Here is a 16,944-nt window from a genome sequence, read left to right on the forward strand (position 1 = left end):
GGAAAACTGGCTTGTGTCTCGTCTGAGGAAAGGGCGTGAGGAAGCGAATCATTCTTTTTTTGAGTCAGCCTCTTTATGTATCAAGCTTAGTTTCGTCATATGGAAACGAGTGCTGACGTATCGAGTTCTTCACTTTCAATTACAATCGCTGTTAACCCCGTATCCGTCTTCGTTTCATGCCATTCTCCTTGATTCCAAAACACGGCTTCCCCACGCTGAACATTTATGTAGTCATCCGTTTCCCCTCTTACCCATCCTTCACCCTCTACAATTAACAAAAGTTGCGGCACGACAGCCTGGTGATAACCGACTACGCCACCCTTGTCTAAATGGATGCATCCGATGTGCGTCACTTTTTCCGTCTGCATGATCCGTGACATCACGAAGTTCGAATCGAATTTCGTAATTTTCTTGCCCACCTCTTTTTTGAATTGATAAATCTGCATATAATCCTCCTCGACATCATGATTCTTTTGATGGTTCGTCTTTCATCTACACTATTTGATTCAAATCTCATTTGGAAAATTTTGATAAGAGAAGTTTATCATAGCTCTAACTGATTGAGAACTAACGATGATTCGTCCATGGCATTGACTTTTCTATTTTCATTATTGATAATGGTAATAGAAAAGGAGGGTTTTTCATGAACACAGATTTCTCTGCCTTATCACACATCGACTGGGAACGATTCCTGCCCCTATTATTGATTTACATCTCCATCAACCTGATTCTACTCAGCTGCGCCTGTATCGATTGGTTTAGACGGAAGGACCGGATCGCGACACCGACTACTTGGTTATTGATTATTCTCCTCGTCCAGCCGATTGGCTCGATTCTCTACTTCGTCCTCGGAAGGAGGATGACAGCATGATTCAGATTTCTCATCTCCAGCTTTCACTTCAACGACGTCTTATCCTAGATGATATTTCCTTTACGATTCACGAACATGAATGTCTTGGACTGATTGGTCCGAATGGTGCCGGAAAGACGACACTCCTGAAATGTCTAAGCGGCATGATCGAGAGTGATCGTGGCTCGATCACGATGTCTTCCCGCCCCCTTCGGCAACAACAGCGATCGATCGGCTATTTATCACAACAGACCGACTTTAAACCTTGGATGACATGCGATCAGTCCCTGCGTTTCTTCGGTCGCTTGTCGGGGCTTGATCACGTAACGTTAAATAAGCGGATTCCGGACGTTCTACATGAAGTTGGACTTCACGCTCAACAAGCAGAAGTCATCGAACGCTTGTCCGGCGGGATGCGCCAACGTCTCGGGATCGCCCAAGCGATCTTACATGAACCGACATTTCTGATTCTTGACGAACCAGCTTCCGCCCTTGATCCAAGTGGTCGGCATGATATCAATCAGTTGATTCTCCGTTTAAAGAAACGAATGACGATCATCGTCTCGACACACCTGTTAGAAGATGCGAAAACGTGTTGCGACCGCTTCCTCGTCATCAAACACGGAAAATTGCTTGGTCCGCTCGACAATCAACGCAACGTTGATCAATACCGGATTCAAGTCGAAACGCTTACACCTGTCCTACCGTTTTCTGCGACGCTATTTCCACGAGTCGAGATTAATCGAATCAATCCATGCTGCTATCAGTTCTCCGCGCAGCAGCCACTTGACCTTTCAGAGTTAGCGACCACCTTGATTCAACAGGGATGGTCGATTGCTTCGATTGCCTATCAACCGATTGGACTCGAGGAACGGTTCCTCGACCTGGTGGCGGACGTATGAGGACGTTTTATACACTGACGCTGACCGAGTGGTTGGAAGCGTGGAAAGAATGGAAAATCGTCTGGTTACCGCTGTTCTTCATTGCCCTCGGCGTGACGCAACCATTGCTGTTGATGTATATGGATGTCTTGCTCGCACACGTCGGAAATGCGGATGGCATCATCGTTGATCCGAATCGCCCTGCTCCGCAATCACTTGACGTCTTCAGCGCAACGATTCATGGACAGTTCAATCAGCTTGGCTTGATCGTCCTGATCATGAGCTTCATGGGACTACTAGCTTCAGATCGCCAAACCGGCATGCAGGATTTCATTTTGACGCGTCCCGTTTCTCGGAATGTCTATCTGCTATCGAAATGGTTCAGTCACGGTATGATCAGTCTATTCGGAATTCTAATCGGGGCACTCACGTCCTATTGTCTGACCGTCTATTGGTTCGGATTCCTTTCGCCGATGCTTGCGTTACGCATCATCAGCGATTTTAGTCTTTGGACGTTATTCGTCGTCAGTCTGACGCTACTGATCAGTACCTATTTACAACGTGCCGTTCCGATCGGCATCTTATCGCTCATCATCTCCTTGCTACTTGTTGTACTGCCTTCGCTAAAGCTAGACGTTCTATTTTTCACTCCTGGTGCGCTTCTGTCAGTCCCATCGAACACGTCGTTTTTTTCTTCGTCCCATCTAATCGGTGTCACTTCTTGTCTCGTTTGGATTGCCCTCACACTCGGCTGGTCGGCACTTCGGTTCCGAAAAACGGCTTACTGATCCGGCTCTACAACAAAAAAGGATAACGGAAGCGTTCAGCAGTCCGTTATCCTTTGGTTGGTTGTGTCTTTCGAATCGTTCGTTGTCTTGGGTGCATGGCAAGCTTCGCTTGACGCATCCGTTCGACGGCAGGATCCGTCGCAGCATCGAACGCAGCTAGACTCGGGTAATGACCGACAAGGCGTCCCTGCTCCAAAATTGCAAAGCTGTCACAGAGTTGCTCGGCAGCTTTAATGTCATGGGTGATGAAGACATATGTTAAGCCGTGTTTTCGCTTTAAATCAGCTAGCAAAGCGAGAATCAATCGTTTGTTGACCATGTCGAGACTACTGACCGCTTCGTCTAAAACGATCAGGCGTGGTTCGGCAGCAATCGCTCGCGCAATTGCGATCCGCTGCAGTTGCCCGCCACTGAACTGCGCCGGATATTTCGTCAAATCCGTTGCCTTGAGTCCGACTTGTTCAATAAGCGTGACGAGACGCTGTTGCCGTGCTTCACCCTTTAAACGAATGAAGTTATCAAGCGGTTCCGCAATGATATCGCCCGCTGTCAGTTTCGGATTGACGGCAGCAAACGAGTCCTGAAAGACGACTTGGACGTCACTTTGAAACGGACGTTTTGTCGCGTAGCGATCGACACCGTTAAACCAGATCGTTCCGCTCGAGGGACGTTCGAGTCCGAGCAATAGTCGTCCGAGCGTACTTTTCCCGGCACCGCTCGATCCGAGCAATCCGAGACAGCGTCCGGCTTCAATCGTCAATGAGACTTCGTGTAAGACAATCTGTGCTGGTTGAAACCGGCGTTTATAGACGTGTGAGACTTGATCAATCTGCAGTAGACTCATCCGAACGCCTCCATTCCGATATGCTGTGCGAGAAGGGACTGCGTATACGGATGCTGCGGTCGATCAAACAATTCAAAGACATCCGCCTGTTCGACGATCCGTCCTTGTTGCATGACGAGGACTTCGTCTGCAAGTTCAGCGATCACACCAAGATCGTGCGAGATGAGTAACATCGCCGTTCCGTAGGTCGCCCGCATCCGTTCAAGTAACTCAAGAACCGTCTTTTGATTGAAGACGTCGAGCGCCGTCGTTGGTTCGTCGGCAATCAGGACGCTCGGGCGAAGGGCGACGGCTAAGGCGATCATGATCCGTTGCAACATCCCGCCACTCAGCTCGAACGGATAAGCTTTGAGCAACCGGGCGGCATCCGTTAGATTAACTTCTTCAAGTGCCGTCATCGCTTGCTGTTTCGCTTCACGCTTTGAACAACGTGAATGGGTCTGAATCGTCTCGATCATCTGGTGCCCGATCGAGTAGACCGGTGTGAAGGCACTCATCGGATTTTGCATGATGAACGCAATCTCACCGCCCCGAATCGATCGAACAGCGCGTTCCGATAAGGAAAGGATTGATTTTCCGTTCAGTTGGATATCACCGGTCACGTCTGTCGTTTGCGGATTAAGCAGACGCATCAACGCAAGACTCGTCACTGTCTTCCCACAACCACTTTCTCCGACGAGACCGAGGATTTGACCTGGTTGAATCGAGAACGTTACTTTTTCAATCAATGTCACCTGTTGTTTCGTACGGACGGTCAGACCGTCGACAGCTAATATCGGTTCGATACGGGCACCTCCTCTCATTTCATCGTTTTCGAAACACCGAATCGTTCTGCTAACTGTTCTCCTACTAGATTAAAGCTAATGATGATGAGCATGATAGCGAGTCCTGGATAAATCATCAACTCCGGATTCGTCCGGATGTACGATTTTCCTTCATGAATCATCGCGCCCCATTCGGCTGTCGGTGACTGGACACCAAGCCCGAGGAACGACATCGCCGAGATATCCATGATCGCCCAGCCCATCTCAAGTGTCCCAATGACGAGTAGCGGCGGTAAGATGTTCGGCAGGATGTGCGTCCGGATGATCTTCCATGAAGATGAACCGTTGACGCGAGCAGCCGCGATGAACGCTTCCGTCTTCAACGTCATGACCATTCCGCGGAACATCCGCGCGTAATAAACCCACTGGACGAGCATCAAGGCGATGATGACCTGCTTGAGACCCGGACCAAAGATACCGACGAGACCGAGGACGAGAATCAGACTCGGAAATGCCATCACACCGTCACACAGACGCATCAAGAGTTGGTCGACCCAACCGCCACGATAGCCGGCTAGTGTTCCGACAAACAGTCCGATCGCAAGTGAGGCGATGAAAATCAACACGGCGCAACCGAGTGAGATCCGCGCGCCGTAAATCAAGCGCGACAAGAGGCAGCGTCCGAGCTGGTCGGTTCCGAGTGGATAGGCTGACGAAGGTCCATGAAGCTTTTGCGTCAAGTCGACGAGATTCGGATCATGTGGGGCAATCCACGGTGCAAACAACGCAACGCCTGCCATGCTAATCAAGACGAGGGCACATAGATAAAGTAGCGGTGTGTATCGCGACCGGATCATCATTGCTGGAAGTGGAGTATTCATACTGCCCCTCCTTTTTTCGCTAATCGTGGATCGAGTACGGCTTGAATGATATCGACGAGCAAACTGCTGCCGATGAAGACGAGTGCCGCGAGAAAGACGTAGCCTTGGATGACCGGCATGTCTCGATCAAAGATTGCTTCGATGAAGTAGCGACCGAAGCCGGGCCACGAGAAAACGGTCTCGACGATGATCGTTCCCGTCAGCAACTTCCCGAGGTTCATCCCAAGACCTGTGATCATAGGCGGAATCGCCATCCGAAGGACGTGTTTGCCAAGAATCCGTTCTTCCTTTAATCCACGTGTCCGGGCAAACAAGACATACGGTTCATTCAATGCTTCGATCACACTTCCGCGAAGCAAGCGTGTATAAAGGGCAATCAATGGAAACGCGAGTGTCAATGCCGGTAAAATCAAGTGCATTACGCTTCCTGTCCCGCCGACCGGAAACCAATCAAGCTTTACGGCAAAGAAGAAGATGAACAGATACCCGAGCCAAAACGAAGGGATCGAAGCCCCGATGAAGGCGATTCCCCGACTCAGATGGTCAAAGAAGCCATTTTTCTTAATGCCGGCAAGGAACCCGAGTGGAATACTGATGACAAGCGCCAGCAACAGACTCGTCAAAGCCAGTTCGACTGTCGGTGGTAAACGTAACAAGACATCTTCAAGGACCGGTTTACCCGATAGATACGATGTTCCGAAATCAAGCTGCGCCAAGCGGATGACGGCATCGATATATTGTTTATAAAACGGTTGATCGAGTCCGAATTCTGCTCGTTTGGCAGCGAGCAGTTCATCCGTCGGTTGGATATGAGCAGCGGACAGATAGGCCTGTGCCGGATCAACCGGTGACAAATGAATCAACCCAATCAGAATCAAGACCGCCAGTAACAAAATCGGGATGACGGATAATATGCGTTTGACGAGGAAGACCCCCATGTCATCCCTCCTTTAGTTGATGCCGATACGTGCGAATGGACTCTCGTCTCGGTTCGCAGGGAACTGGAAGTTCGTCACGTCCGACTGATAAATTGCCATCTTCTTCAAGTATGAGATCGGAATCAATGCCCCTTGATCTTGGAGTGATGGCAGAATGTCGGCGTACATCTTCTGACGTTTCGTCTCGTCCGTCGTCTTCAAGACATCTTTGATCTCTTGCAACAGTTGTTCTTTATTCGGATAAGCCGAAATCGCTTCTTTGAAGCCGAAGCCATCCGTATCAATCAGGTTCACGAACGTATGCGGATCATACGGTGCACCGAAGTTGCTGTAGAAGTTGATGTCAAATCGGTTGTCCTTGAAGCGCTGGACTTGATCCGGTAATTCGACAGCTTCCGTCTTCAGCTCGACGCCGATTTTCGACCATTCCGACTGCAACGTTTCGGCCATCGCCTTTTGGACCTGTTCTGCTGCATCATACATCATCCCGATTTGCAGCGGTTGACCGTCCTTGACGCGGACCTTCTCGCCTTTTGTCAGTTTCCAGCCTGCTTCGTCAAGAAGACGATTCGCTTCCTTGACGTCATAATCCCGTTGCTTCACTTTCAAGTTCGATGTGTACGGCATGTTCGGTGGCAATAGGTAGTCAGCTGGTGCTTCTATTCCCGACGTGATCCCTTCGACGAGAGCGGCTTTATCAAACCCGTGCTGGAGCGCCTGGCGGACGCGTTCGTCAGACAGTCGCTTATTTTTCGTGTTCAAGACGAGGAGACGCGTCGCGACTGGTTCAGACATCTGCGTTTTGTACGATTTATCCGTCTTCAACTGATTGAAGGCATCGATGCTGATCGCCCCTTCCCCGTAAATCAGATCAACCTGTCCTTTTTCGAGTGCTAAGACACGTGTCTCCGCATCCGGGATGATGTCGACCTTGATGTGATCGACGTTCGGCTTCGGACCCCAATAGTTCTTATTGACCTTAAACGTCGCGTACTGATCCGGTTTGTACTCGTCGAGCATCCATGGACCTGTCCCGACTTCCTTTTTGACACCTTTCGATGTATCGCCGTTCTCCGGGAATCCAGCCTCTCCGAGGAAACGTACCGGACGGACGACCGCGAGTTCCTGAATCGTCGGATAGTACGCTTCGGATAATGTCAGACGGAATGTCTTCGCATCAACCGCTTCCGTCTTCTCGATTTTCGTGATGAACCCAAGCCAGCTATGTAAGGCTTTTTGTTTAAGGATCGCATCAAAATTCTTTTTGACGATGGCTGCGTCGAACGTCGAACCGTCTGAGAACTTGACGCCGTCACGGAGCGTGAACGTATACGTTTTTCCGTCTTCAGAAATCATCCAAGACGAGGCTAAGTATGGCTCGAGCTTTCCACCTTCTCCGTAGTGCACGAGTGGCTCATAGATCATCGACTGTGCGAACAGTTGTGATGGATTATAGACGTGCGGGTTCATCGTTCCGACGTCGCGTGGCCACGCGAGCGTCAATGTATCTTTATCTTTTCGCTCTCCTGTCGACTCGCCCGGGTTCGAGCAGCCGATCAATAATGATGTCAAAGACAGGATCGAGACGGTAGAAATCAGTAATTTTTTACGGTTAACATTCATGGTAGACAGAACTCCCAACTTGTATTGATAATCATTTTCAATTGTATGAGGGAAAGGGAAGGATTGTCAATGGATAATCCAGATGTTAACTGGACGTAACGGCGCTTTTTGACAGGATTTCCACGCTTAACTGAGTAACATTCTGTATACGTCACTTTTTTGTCAATAATTGTAATCAACTGTGTTAAGCGGTATCCTAGTTTGTATGTTGCGTTTCTTGTCTAACGAAATCATTTGCACGGAAAGGATGATATGATGTCACGACTGGTTTCCTCCGTCTCGCTTGTATTTCTTGTTCTCCTCTTAGTGCTTCCTTTGCTAATGATCGATGGGCTGATTTTATCCGTCGGAGATGTTTCCTATGACTCGTTCGTTGGTTGCCTTGTGTTTCTCTTATGTTTCTATCTCGCGAGTCTACTTGTTAGCGTCATCTTCGACGGAACGATGCGTGCGTTCGGTGGACTTTTTAAGCGCCCTGTCTCGAACGTACTCTTTACCGTAGTGAATTTTTGGGTAAGTTTAAGTGTCCTGCTTTGGATGGATCTCTATGTTGAGTCCATCACGATTTCGTTTGCGACGAAAGTCGTCCTCGTTTTTATCCATACATTGTTGTTTTATTTGATGCATCACTTGAGCGACTCGACTGCTAAAGCTTCCGAAGTCACCGAATCACTTGATCCAGTCGTAAAGGAAGCCCTCCGCTTGTTAGAGAATGAGGATCCTGTGCCTTGTGTCGAGACGTTGTGTCTCAGGTTTCCTGACCGTACGAAAAAAGACGTCATTCGGATCGTGCATCGCCTACATAGTAAGTAAAAAGACCTGATCGTTTCTGAGGAGATTCAGAAGCGTCGTGTCTTTTAATATTTCGTCATTTATTCGCCTGCTCATAGAACTGATACGTATTCTTTCCTGACGACTTAGCGGCATATAGTGCAACGTCCGCCTGCTGTAGCAAGACTTTTAACTCTGGACGAAATTCGGTGTCATATATCACAATCCCGATACTTGTTGACACTCGGTAATCTGTTTCCCACTCACTTAACCAAGTGACGATCCGCTTCGCGAGTCGCTCCCACCTTTCCCTTGAATCAGCATGACCAAAATGGAGGATGAACTCATCACCGCCTAGGCGCACGGCCATCGCATCGTCTTGCTCGCGCACGAACTGTCGTAGACGTTGCGCGACCTCTTGCAAAACAATGTCCCCCGTCTCGTGTCCAAAGACGTCGTTGACTTGCTTAAAGCCATCGAGATCAAGGAAGAACACCGCTCCTGTCTGTCCGGGATGATCCTCGAACTGCTTCGTTAAGTAACGCCGATTATGCAGTCCTGTCAACGCATCCTTCCAAGCATGACGCTCAAGTTCTAAGTAGTACAAAAAGAGTCGGACGATCCGTTGCAATAGCTGAACATTCTTCTGTTCATACAAGCTGACCCGATTATTGATCGCACATAACGTGCCGAACGTCTCTCCGCTCGTCAAGACGATTGGAATCCCTAAGTAGGACCGGACGTGAGCCTCCTCCAAACCTTTTCGCCAATCGCCGAGTTGTTCCGCGTTCGGAATATCTTCGAGGACGACCGGCTGTCTCGTCTCGAAATCAACCAGTTTACATAATGATTGGTTCAATTCAATTTGCATGCCTTCTACCATCGGAATATCTGCTTTATCGTTTGCAATCTTTAACATCCGTTGTTGTCCTGCTTCGATTGCTGATAAGTACAACATCTGATCCGGTAAAATCTCTTTTGCGAAATCGAGTACATCGTCTGCGAGCTCATCAAAATTTTGATACATCTTCAATTCTTCAAATGGTTGATTCATACAGCACCTCATTCCAAAGTCCTCTTCTGCGGTGTCTCTGATTTGAAAATTTGATACATATATTACCACTTTCTCTTTTTGAAGTCGTCTAAACCTCTGTCGCTCAAAAGCGTCCGATGGTCCTATTTCTACATCCAAATGAGAAGGATTATCATTTTTTTATTTTTGTATAGTTTATAGAAGTAAAAAACTGTTCCAGGTAATTCCTTGGAAAATGGCGTTGCGTCTTCCGAATTCGTCTGCTATGATTCTCAGTGAACATGACAATGATAATCATTATCACTTATTGAGGACAGATTAATCACGTAGACATACATAATCCATCTGCTGCTCAATCCTTGATTTATGCGTTATCAATTTAAACAAGAGGAGCTGAATCATCATGGGGAAATGGAAAACACCACTCGTCGTGAGTTCGCTTGCTGTCTTACTGGCGGCTTGCGGGAACGCAGGAGAAGCAGACACGAAGAAGAACGCGGAGGCACCGAAGACGGTCAAAATCAAGGACGCACACGGAACGGTCAACGTCCCAGTTGATCCGAAGAAAGTCGTCGCACTCGATAACCGAACGTTCGAAACACTTGCCGCATGGGACGTCGAACTCGCAGCAGCACCAGTCGGACTGCTCCCGGCTGAGTCACCTTATGCAAAAGATAAGGATATCGTCGATGTCGGCATGCACTTCGAACCGAACCTCGAAGCGATCGCTGGTGTCAATCCGGACGTCGTCATCGTCGGACAACGTTTCGCAGATCATTATGAAGACATCAAAAAACTCGTTCCGAACGCTGCTGTCATCGACCTTGACATCACTTTACCGGAAGACTCCGGTACACCAGGTGAGTTACTCGTCAAAGGACTTGAAGATACGACAGAGACACTCGGACAAATCTTCGATAAAAAACAAGAAGCAGATCAGCTCGTGACGACACTCGAGCAATCGATCAAGGACGTCAAAAAATCGTATAACGGACAGGACAGCGTCATGTCGGTCATCGTCTCGGGTGGCGATATTGGATTCTCAGCGCCGATGAGTGGACGTGTCTTCGGACCGATGTATGATTTGTTCGACTGGAAACCAGCGCTCGAAGTTAAACAAAAATCAGGGAACGATCAAGGTGATGAAGTCTCGGTCGAAGCGATTGCTCAAAGTAACCCGGACTGGTTACTCGTCCTTGACCGCGACGCGCCACTAGGAAACGCAGAAGGTGCCGTGCCGGCGCAAGACGTCATCGACCGCGCTCCTGCCCTGCAGAAAACAAAAGCAATCAAAGACGACAATATCGTCTACGCACCAAAAGATACGTACTTGAATGAATCGATCCAGACGTACTCGGAATTCTTCACTGACATCGCGAAAGCGCTCAAGAAGTAATGGCACATGCACAGCAACAAATGAATGGAAGAGTCGAGCCACCCGCTCGACCTTCCTTTTCTGTCGTTTGGACGAAGCCGTTCGTCTTGACCTTATGTCTCGTCTTAGCGCTCGCAACGGCGTCCCTCTTCACAGGCGTCTACGAACTACGGAGTACAGCGAACGATTTCGATATGTTCTGGATCACGCGCGTTCCGCGAACACTCGCCTTGATGCTGACGGGTGCTGCGATGGCGATGGCAGGACTTGTCATGCAACTGATCACGCAAAATCGGCTCGTTGAACCGACGACGACGGGAACGATCGAGTGGGCGGGACTCGGACTGTTAGCCGTTTACTTACTCGTTCCGGCACCGTCGTTGATGATGCGGATGACCGGAGCCATCGTGTTTGCGTTCATCGGGACGATGGTCTTTTTCTGGTTTCTCCGTTCGGTTCGACTGCGTTCATCGTTGATCGTCCCGATCATCGGTCTGATGCTCGGAGCCGTCATCTCCGCGATATCGACGTTTCTCGGGTTGTTTTTCCGTGCCAGCCAAGCGATCGAAGGCTGGTTCGTCGGTTCGTTCGCGTCCGTCCAGATCGGTCGCTACGAGTATCTTTGGATCATCATCGGTGTCACGGTCTGTATCTTCTTTCTCGCGAGTCGCTTGACGCTCGTTGGACTCGGGGAGGACGTCGCGACGAGTCTTGGCGTCAACTACAATCGACTGATGCTGATCGCGACTGGGTTGATCGCCCTATCCGTCGGTGTCGTCGCGACCGTCATTGGCAATCTGCCCTTCCTCGGCTTGATCGTTCCGAACATCGTCTCGATGTTTCGCGGTGACGATCTCCGTAGTAATCTGCCGTGGGTCTGTCTGATTGGGATGGCGACGATTCTAATCAGTGATCTGATTTCACGCACGATCATCCGTCCGTTTGAACTGCCGGTCTCCTTGATTCTCGGAACGGTCGGAGCAGCCGTCTTCATCATCATTCTGTTACGTCGACGGAAGACTGGAGGTGTCAGATGAGTACTGCGATTAAACAACAGGAACATACACGTATTCAACCGAGCGTTACACGTGAAACCAATCGCCGGGCGTCTGCATTTCAGTCGAAACGACTCGAGCGCCGCTACTGGATTCTCCTCATCCTGTTCCTCAGCGGCGGAGTGCTCAGTACGATCGGTCTCTTGCTCTACAATAACCCGGTTCCTTTTGATTCTCCTTCCTTTTGGCCGGTCGTCGAACGCCGGATCACCGCAGTCATCACGATGGCGATCGCAGCAATTTGCCAAAGTCTCGCGACCGTCGCCTTTCATTCGGTCACGAGTAACCGGATCATCACACCGTCCCTGCTTGGTTTTGACGCTCTCTACTCAACGATCCAGACATCGATGATCTTCTTCTTCGGTGCGGGAGCACTCGTCGGCTTTACCGGCACGAGTGCCTTTTTGACACAGGTCGCGATCATGCTCGCGATGAGCCTCTTATTATACGGATGGTTGTTATCCGGAAAATACTCGAACCTGCAGCTGATGTTGCTCGTCGGAATCATTCTCGGCACGGGTCTCAACTCGCTGTCGTCGTTCATGCGAAAGATGCTCGCACCGTCCGAGTTCGATATCTTACAAGCACGATTATTCGGTTCGGTCACGAATGCCGACGCATCTTACTTCCCGATCGTCATTCCGGTCGTCCTCATCGTCGGTCTGTTGCTCTACTTCTCTTCAAGACGACTCAACGTCGTCGCGCTTGGAAAAGAGGTCGCGACATCGTTCGGCGTCAATCATCGTGGCAGTGTCATCTACTTCTTGATTCTGATTTCACTCCTGATGTCGATGTCGACGGCATTGATCGGACCGTTGACGTTCTTCGGCTTTTTAGTTGCGACACTCAGTTATCAGGTCGCTGCGACGTATGATCACAAATACGTCTTCCCGATGGCATTCGCAATCGGTTTCTTCGTTTTGACGACTGCCTATTTCTTCATGTATCACATTTTCAACACGCCAAGCGTCGTCTCCGTCATCATCGAACTGTTCGGCGGTCTGATTTTCCTTGTCGTGTTGCTTAGAAAGAGGTCCCTATGATATCACTCGAACAAGTTAAAAAATCGTATACAGATGAGGTCCGAATTGGTCCAATCGACTTAACGATCCCAAAAGGTGGATTCACGGCGCTGATCGGTCCAAATGGTGCTGGTAAGTCGACGACGTTAATGATGATTGGCCGTTTGCTTGATCTCGATGCCGGGCAGATTGAAGTCGCTGGCATGGATGTCACGAGTAGCAAATCGAAAGACTTAGCAAAGATCATCACCATCTTACGACAGGAAAATCATTTCGTAACCCGGCTGACGGTCCGGCAGCTCGTCGGTTTCGGACGTTTCCCCTACTCACAAGGCCGCTTGACGGCAGACGATGAGACGATCATCTCGAAATACATCGATTTTCTTGAGTTGACGTCGCTTGAGAACCGCTACCTCGATGAATTATCGGGCGGACAGCGGCAACGGTCATATGTCGCGATGGTACTCTGTCAGGAAACGGAATACATTTTACTCGACGAACCCCTCAATAACCTTGATATCGCCCGCTCGGTCCAGATGATGGGGTACCTGCGACACGTCGCTGATACGTTCGGACGAACGATCATCACCGTCTTGCACGACATCAATTTTGCTGCGAAATATGCCGATCACATCTGTGCGATGAAGGACGGACAAATTGCCGCTTTCGGAACGGTCGCCGAAGTCATGGATGAAGCGCTGTTATCCGAGATCTTCGAGACCCCTCTTGAGATCATCGAAGGTCCATACGGTCCGATTGCTGTCTATTGATACTTTATATAGAAATGAGGAATGAACGATGCAGATCGATTGGCTACCCCTAGAACAAGTAACGCAAGAAGGCGAACATACTTACACGTTTCATTTGAAACGCCCAGACAATTTCGTTTGGGCGGAAGGCGCCCACACGCATATGGCGCTAGAAGGGTTTAATGCAGGCGAAAAACCGAACCGCAGTCTGATTCGGCATATGTCGATCTCGACGCTCCCTCATGAAGGAACGATCGGCATCACGACACGGATCAAACCGGAATGTTCCGTCTTTAAGGAGACACTTCGGCAGCTGAAACTAGGTGAGAAGATTGCTCTGTTTAAGACGCATTCGAACATTCCACTACGCCGGGAACATCGTACGGTGTACTTACTGTCAGCCGGCGTTGGTCTGGCAACGTTTCGTCCGATCATCTTGCAACATCAGGCTGATAGAAGTGGCATTCCGCACATGCACTCGTTGAACGTTGATTCTGCGCGAACTGAACTATTCAAAACTCAGCTTCCTTCGCATGATCAGTTTAGCCCCGCTTATGTCGAGAGTCGCGCTGCCTACTACGATGCTGTCAAAGCGATGACAGCGGACAAGGACGGTTTGTTCTATATCGTTGGTAGTGATGAATTTCTCCGTGACACGATTGACGTGTTGCAAGGCGCTAACATTCCAAAGTCTCAGATTATGATTGATAAACGTCAAGACCAATTAGATACGTTTTTTGTATAAGGTACCAATGATTAGACTTCAGCATTGACTGGAGTCTTTTTGTTTTTTCAAAATAAGGAATTGGTATGTTATCTGTAAATATTTGTTATGATAAGTGTATCAACTGACTTTTGGAGGGTTGCTTATGAATTTTGTATTTGATCTCGATGGAACAATCTGTTTTAAAGGAGAACCGATGTCTCAAGACATCGTACAGGCGCTTCATGCAGTCGAGGACGACGGGCACCGTGTGATTTTTGCTTCGGCACGTCCTATCCGTGACATGCTACCCGTCATTCATCCTTCATTCCACGATCATATCTTAATCGGCGGAAACGGATCGTTGGTCGCATCGGAACAAACAATCGTTCAATCAAAATCGTTCGACGATCGTGAGCTTTCTTTTATCACAGAATTACTCGACAAGCATAAAGCCACATATTTAATCGATAGTGACTGGAATTATACATATAACGGACCGCAAGACCATCCTATCCTGAACAATCTAGATCCGGCTAAGACGGCACAAAACGTTCCGCTAGCTCACCATGACCGAATCATAAAAATCCTCATTTTGAGTGCCAACAATCTGAAAGCCTTAGAAAACGAGCTACTTCGAATGAATGTCGTTGTTCATTATCATGGATCGGAACAAGTATTGGACATTAGTCCGACCAGCATCAATAAACGGACTGCTTTACAATCACTCGGGATCGAGAGCGAGGGATACATTGCTTTTGGGAATGACGCGAATGATATCGAGCTATTCAAAGGAGCACAGTATGCGGTCATGATCGGAAGCCATAAATCACTCCGTTTTTACGCAGATCACACCATTGACTCCACCAGTCCTTTAGAATCTCACATAGTCGAACAAATCAGGCATCTAAGCCAAAAATACGTCTATTCCACGTCGTATTCCTAAATAACGCCTGGTGAAATTTTCGGATCAATAGTTAAATCTCTATCAATAGTTACTCATCCAAAGAGGAATACGATGGGGAAGAATAATCCGCCCATCAGGAGCATCCCTATTATGACAGCGATACTCGATTTGAAAACCGACAGCGTTTGTTCTTCTAGTGGCTTGAGCCATTTTACAGGAATGAGCATGGTCAATGAAGCAACGACTAATGCCATTGGCTCAAGAATCGTTCGGCTCACTGAAAAGAAAATATCGATCATTAAAAAGACATGTAATACAAAGAAAAATCCCAATAAACGAATGATCATTGCTTTATTCATATGTACTCCTTCATGGTTACTATATATTTGATTTGTTTCATGAAACAGAATGCACTTTAATTATAGCGCTCCACAGAATAATTTTGGAAACGTATTCAAATAACTGGTGATTTGGTATCGTTGTAAGTCATACTGACAGTAGATATTAGAAATGGAGTGTTGAAGATGGAATACAAAAAAGGACTCGAAGGCGTCATTGCCGCTGAAACACAAATCGGTTTAGTTGATGGAACATTAGGTCATCTTATCTATCGTGGACACTGGGCAAAGGAACTTGCATTATCCTATTCATTTGAAGAAGTGGCGTATTTCATATGGAATGGTGAATTCCCGACTGAAGCGGACTTGGTCACGTTCAAAGAGCAGATGACGAGCTACCGTGAACTTCCTTCTTATATTAAGACGATTCTCGATACATTGCCGAACGAGATGGATGTCATGAGTACGATGCGAACAGCGATCTCGGCACTCGGCACACCTGCTTTCGCTTGGCCACCGACAATTGATCAAGCGATGCACGTAACAGCACTCTTGCCATCGATCATCGCCTATAAATATCAAAAAAATCAAGGCGCTGACTTCATCGAACCGAATCCGGAACTCGATCACGTCGCGAATTACATCTATATGATTAAAGGACAATTACCAAGTGACGTCGAGATCAAAGCGCTGACGGCGTATCTGATTCTAACGATTGAACACGGTATGAATGCTTCGACGTTCGCTTCCCGTGTCGTCGTTTCGACGGAATCGGAAAGAATTTCTGGCGTCTGTGCTGCGATTGGCTCCATGAAAGGACCGCTTCATGGTGGTGCCCCGTCAGAAGTCATTGAGATGATTAATGAGATCGGAACGATCGACAACATCGAACCGTGGATTCGGAACAAATTAGAAAAAGGCGAAAAATTGATGGGCTTTGGTCACCGCGTCTATAAAACACGCGATCCGCGTTCAGAAGCCTTGAAAGTCGTCTCAAAGGGTCTCGCACAAGAGAGCGATTGGTTCAACCTGATTACACAAATGGAGCAAACAGCGATCGATTTACTCGAGGAATACAAACCAGGTAGAAAACTGTATACGAATGTTGAATTCTTCGCGGCAGCCGTCTTAAAAGGACTTGACATTCCGAAAGAACTGTTCACACCGACGTTCACCTCTAGCCGTATCATCGGCTGGACGGCACACATCCTCGAACAATCGCAAGACAACCGGATCTTCAGACCTCAATCGTCATACACAGGACAGATGCCGGAACAAGCAGCTAAGTTTTGATTAGTCTCTAGTTACGATCAAAAAATGAAGCTGACTCAAAAAAAGAATGACGCGTCTTTTCACGCCCTTTCCTCAGGCGAGACACAAGCCAGTTTTCCTGCTCCGTTGAAGCAGGAAAGCGGGTCTTGT

At 48.4% G+C, this 16,944-nt stretch carries 19 protein-coding genes; 11 read left to right on the forward strand and 8 right to left on the reverse strand.

From position 1 onward, the window contains the following. Positions 1-95: 95 nt before the first annotated feature. Positions 96-446 (reverse strand): cupin, encoded by a 351-nt coding sequence (locus B4C70_RS12930; RefSeq protein ID WP_290780047.1) that lies wholly within the window; start codon positions 444-446, stop codon positions 96-98. A 197-nt stretch (positions 447-643) separates the two neighbouring features. Between B4C70_RS12930 and B4C70_RS12935 the strand changes: the two genes are divergently transcribed. From B4C70_RS12935 to B4C70_RS12945, 3 genes are read left to right on the forward strand one after another with little or no spacing between them, the layout of a single operon-like run. Next, on the forward strand, positions 644-871 hold the full coding sequence (locus B4C70_RS12935; protein ID WP_056060843.1) for a PLDc N-terminal domain-containing protein: 228 nt from the start codon (positions 644-646) through the stop codon (positions 869-871). Continuing rightward, positions 868-1,752, forward strand: coding sequence for an ABC transporter ATP-binding protein (locus tag B4C70_RS12940; protein ID WP_290780052.1), 885 nt, complete (start codon positions 868-870; stop codon positions 1,750-1,752). The genes B4C70_RS12935 and B4C70_RS12940 overlap by 4 nt, the downstream gene beginning before the upstream one ends. Continuing rightward, positions 1,749-2,519, forward strand: a complete 771-nt coding sequence (locus B4C70_RS12945; RefSeq protein WP_290780055.1) for a hypothetical protein — start codon at positions 1,749-1,751, stop codon at positions 2,517-2,519. Before B4C70_RS12940 ends, B4C70_RS12945 begins: the two co-directional genes overlap by 4 nt. 46 nt (positions 2,520-2,565) lie before the next feature. On the opposite strand, the gene B4C70_RS12950 is transcribed toward B4C70_RS12945, so the two are convergent. Genes B4C70_RS12950 through nikA form a run of 5 tightly spaced genes read right to left on the reverse strand, consistent with a single transcriptional unit; the run spans position 2,566 to position 7,569 of the window. Further along, positions 2,566-3,363: an ATP-binding cassette domain-containing protein gene (locus B4C70_RS12950; protein WP_290780058.1), complete on the reverse strand. Its 798-nt coding sequence runs from the start codon at positions 3,361-3,363 to the stop codon at positions 2,566-2,568. Further along, positions 3,360-4,166: an ABC transporter ATP-binding protein gene (locus B4C70_RS12955; protein WP_290780061.1), complete on the reverse strand. Its 807-nt coding sequence runs from the start codon at positions 4,164-4,166 to the stop codon at positions 3,360-3,362. The genes B4C70_RS12950 and B4C70_RS12955 overlap by 4 nt, the downstream gene beginning before the upstream one ends. After that, positions 4,163-4,987 carry a nickel ABC transporter permease subunit NikC gene (gene nikC / locus B4C70_RS12960; protein ID WP_414654489.1) on the reverse strand — a complete coding sequence of 275 codons (825 nt, stop codon included), beginning with the start codon at positions 4,985-4,987 and terminating at the stop codon, positions 4,163-4,165. The genes B4C70_RS12955 and nikC overlap by 4 nt, the downstream gene beginning before the upstream one ends. Before the next feature lie 17 nt (positions 4,988-5,004). Beyond that, the gene (nikB, locus tag B4C70_RS12965) at positions 5,005-5,946 is read right to left on the reverse strand and encodes a nickel ABC transporter permease (protein ID WP_290780067.1); all 942 of its coding nucleotides are present in this window, start codon (positions 5,944-5,946) and stop codon (positions 5,005-5,007) included. Positions 5,947-5,958: 12 nt separating this feature from the next. Beyond that, a complete protein-coding gene (nikA, locus tag B4C70_RS12970; protein WP_290780070.1) occupies positions 5,959-7,569 on the reverse strand; it encodes a nickel ABC transporter substrate-binding protein in 1,611 nt (536 codons plus the stop codon). Positions 7,570-7,821: 252 nt separating this feature from the next. Here nikA and B4C70_RS12975 point away from each other — a divergent pair, with 252 nt between their 5' ends. Further along, the gene (locus B4C70_RS12975; RefSeq protein WP_290780073.1) at positions 7,822-8,382 is read left to right on the forward strand and encodes a hypothetical protein; all 561 of its coding nucleotides are present in this window, start codon (positions 7,822-7,824) and stop codon (positions 8,380-8,382) included. A 55-nt stretch (positions 8,383-8,437) separates the two neighbouring features. Here the strand turns inward: B4C70_RS12975 and B4C70_RS12980 are convergent, their stop codons facing one another. Next, on the reverse strand, positions 8,438-9,394 hold the full coding sequence (locus B4C70_RS12980) for a sensor domain-containing diguanylate cyclase (RefSeq protein WP_290780076.1): 957 nt from the start codon (positions 9,392-9,394) through the stop codon (positions 8,438-8,440). A 382-nt stretch (positions 9,395-9,776) separates the two neighbouring features. Here B4C70_RS12980 and B4C70_RS12985 point away from each other — a divergent pair, with 382 nt between their 5' ends. The 6 genes from B4C70_RS12985 (at position 9,777) to B4C70_RS13010 (ending at position 15,223) form a co-directional block, all read left to right on the forward strand. Then, positions 9,777-10,769 carry a siderophore ABC transporter substrate-binding protein gene (locus B4C70_RS12985; RefSeq protein WP_290780079.1) on the forward strand — a complete coding sequence of 331 codons (993 nt, stop codon included), beginning with the start codon at positions 9,777-9,779 and terminating at the stop codon, positions 10,767-10,769. Between the two features lie 20 nt (positions 10,770-10,789). Further along, positions 10,790-11,785 (forward strand): ABC transporter permease, encoded by a 996-nt coding sequence (locus tag B4C70_RS12990; RefSeq protein WP_290780096.1) that lies wholly within the window; start codon positions 10,790-10,792, stop codon positions 11,783-11,785. Further along, entirely contained in the window at positions 11,782-12,846 is a 1,065-nt protein-coding gene (locus B4C70_RS12995; RefSeq protein ID WP_290780081.1) for an iron chelate uptake ABC transporter family permease subunit, read from the forward strand. The genes B4C70_RS12990 and B4C70_RS12995 overlap by 4 nt, the downstream gene beginning before the upstream one ends. Beyond that, entirely contained in the window at positions 12,843-13,595 is a 753-nt protein-coding gene (locus B4C70_RS13000; RefSeq protein ID WP_290757138.1) for an ABC transporter ATP-binding protein, read from the forward strand. Before B4C70_RS12995 ends, B4C70_RS13000 begins: the two co-directional genes overlap by 4 nt. Before the next feature lie 28 nt (positions 13,596-13,623). Further along, the gene (locus B4C70_RS13005; RefSeq protein WP_290780084.1) at positions 13,624-14,319 is read left to right on the forward strand and encodes a dihydropteridine reductase; all 696 of its coding nucleotides are present in this window, start codon (positions 13,624-13,626) and stop codon (positions 14,317-14,319) included. Between the two features lie 124 nt (positions 14,320-14,443). Further along, a complete protein-coding gene (locus tag B4C70_RS13010) occupies positions 14,444-15,223 on the forward strand; it encodes an HAD-IIB family hydrolase (protein ID WP_290780087.1) in 780 nt (259 codons plus the stop codon). Positions 15,224-15,276: 53 nt separating this feature from the next. Here B4C70_RS13010 and B4C70_RS13015 read toward each other — a convergent pair whose 3' ends face one another. Beyond that, positions 15,277-15,543 (reverse strand): hypothetical protein, encoded by a 267-nt coding sequence (locus tag B4C70_RS13015; RefSeq protein WP_290780090.1) that lies wholly within the window; start codon positions 15,541-15,543, stop codon positions 15,277-15,279. A 165-nt stretch (positions 15,544-15,708) separates the two neighbouring features. Here B4C70_RS13015 and B4C70_RS13020 point away from each other — a divergent pair, with 165 nt between their 5' ends. After that, positions 15,709-16,815, forward strand: a complete 1,107-nt coding sequence (locus B4C70_RS13020) for a citrate synthase/methylcitrate synthase (protein ID WP_290780093.1) — start codon at positions 15,709-15,711, stop codon at positions 16,813-16,815. The last annotated feature ends 129 nt before the right edge of the window (positions 16,816-16,944 follow it).

This window comes from Exiguobacterium sp. UBA5002, assembly GCF_002396765.1.
Taxonomy (GTDB): Bacteria; Bacillota; Bacilli; order Exiguobacteriales; family Exiguobacteriaceae; genus Exiguobacterium_A.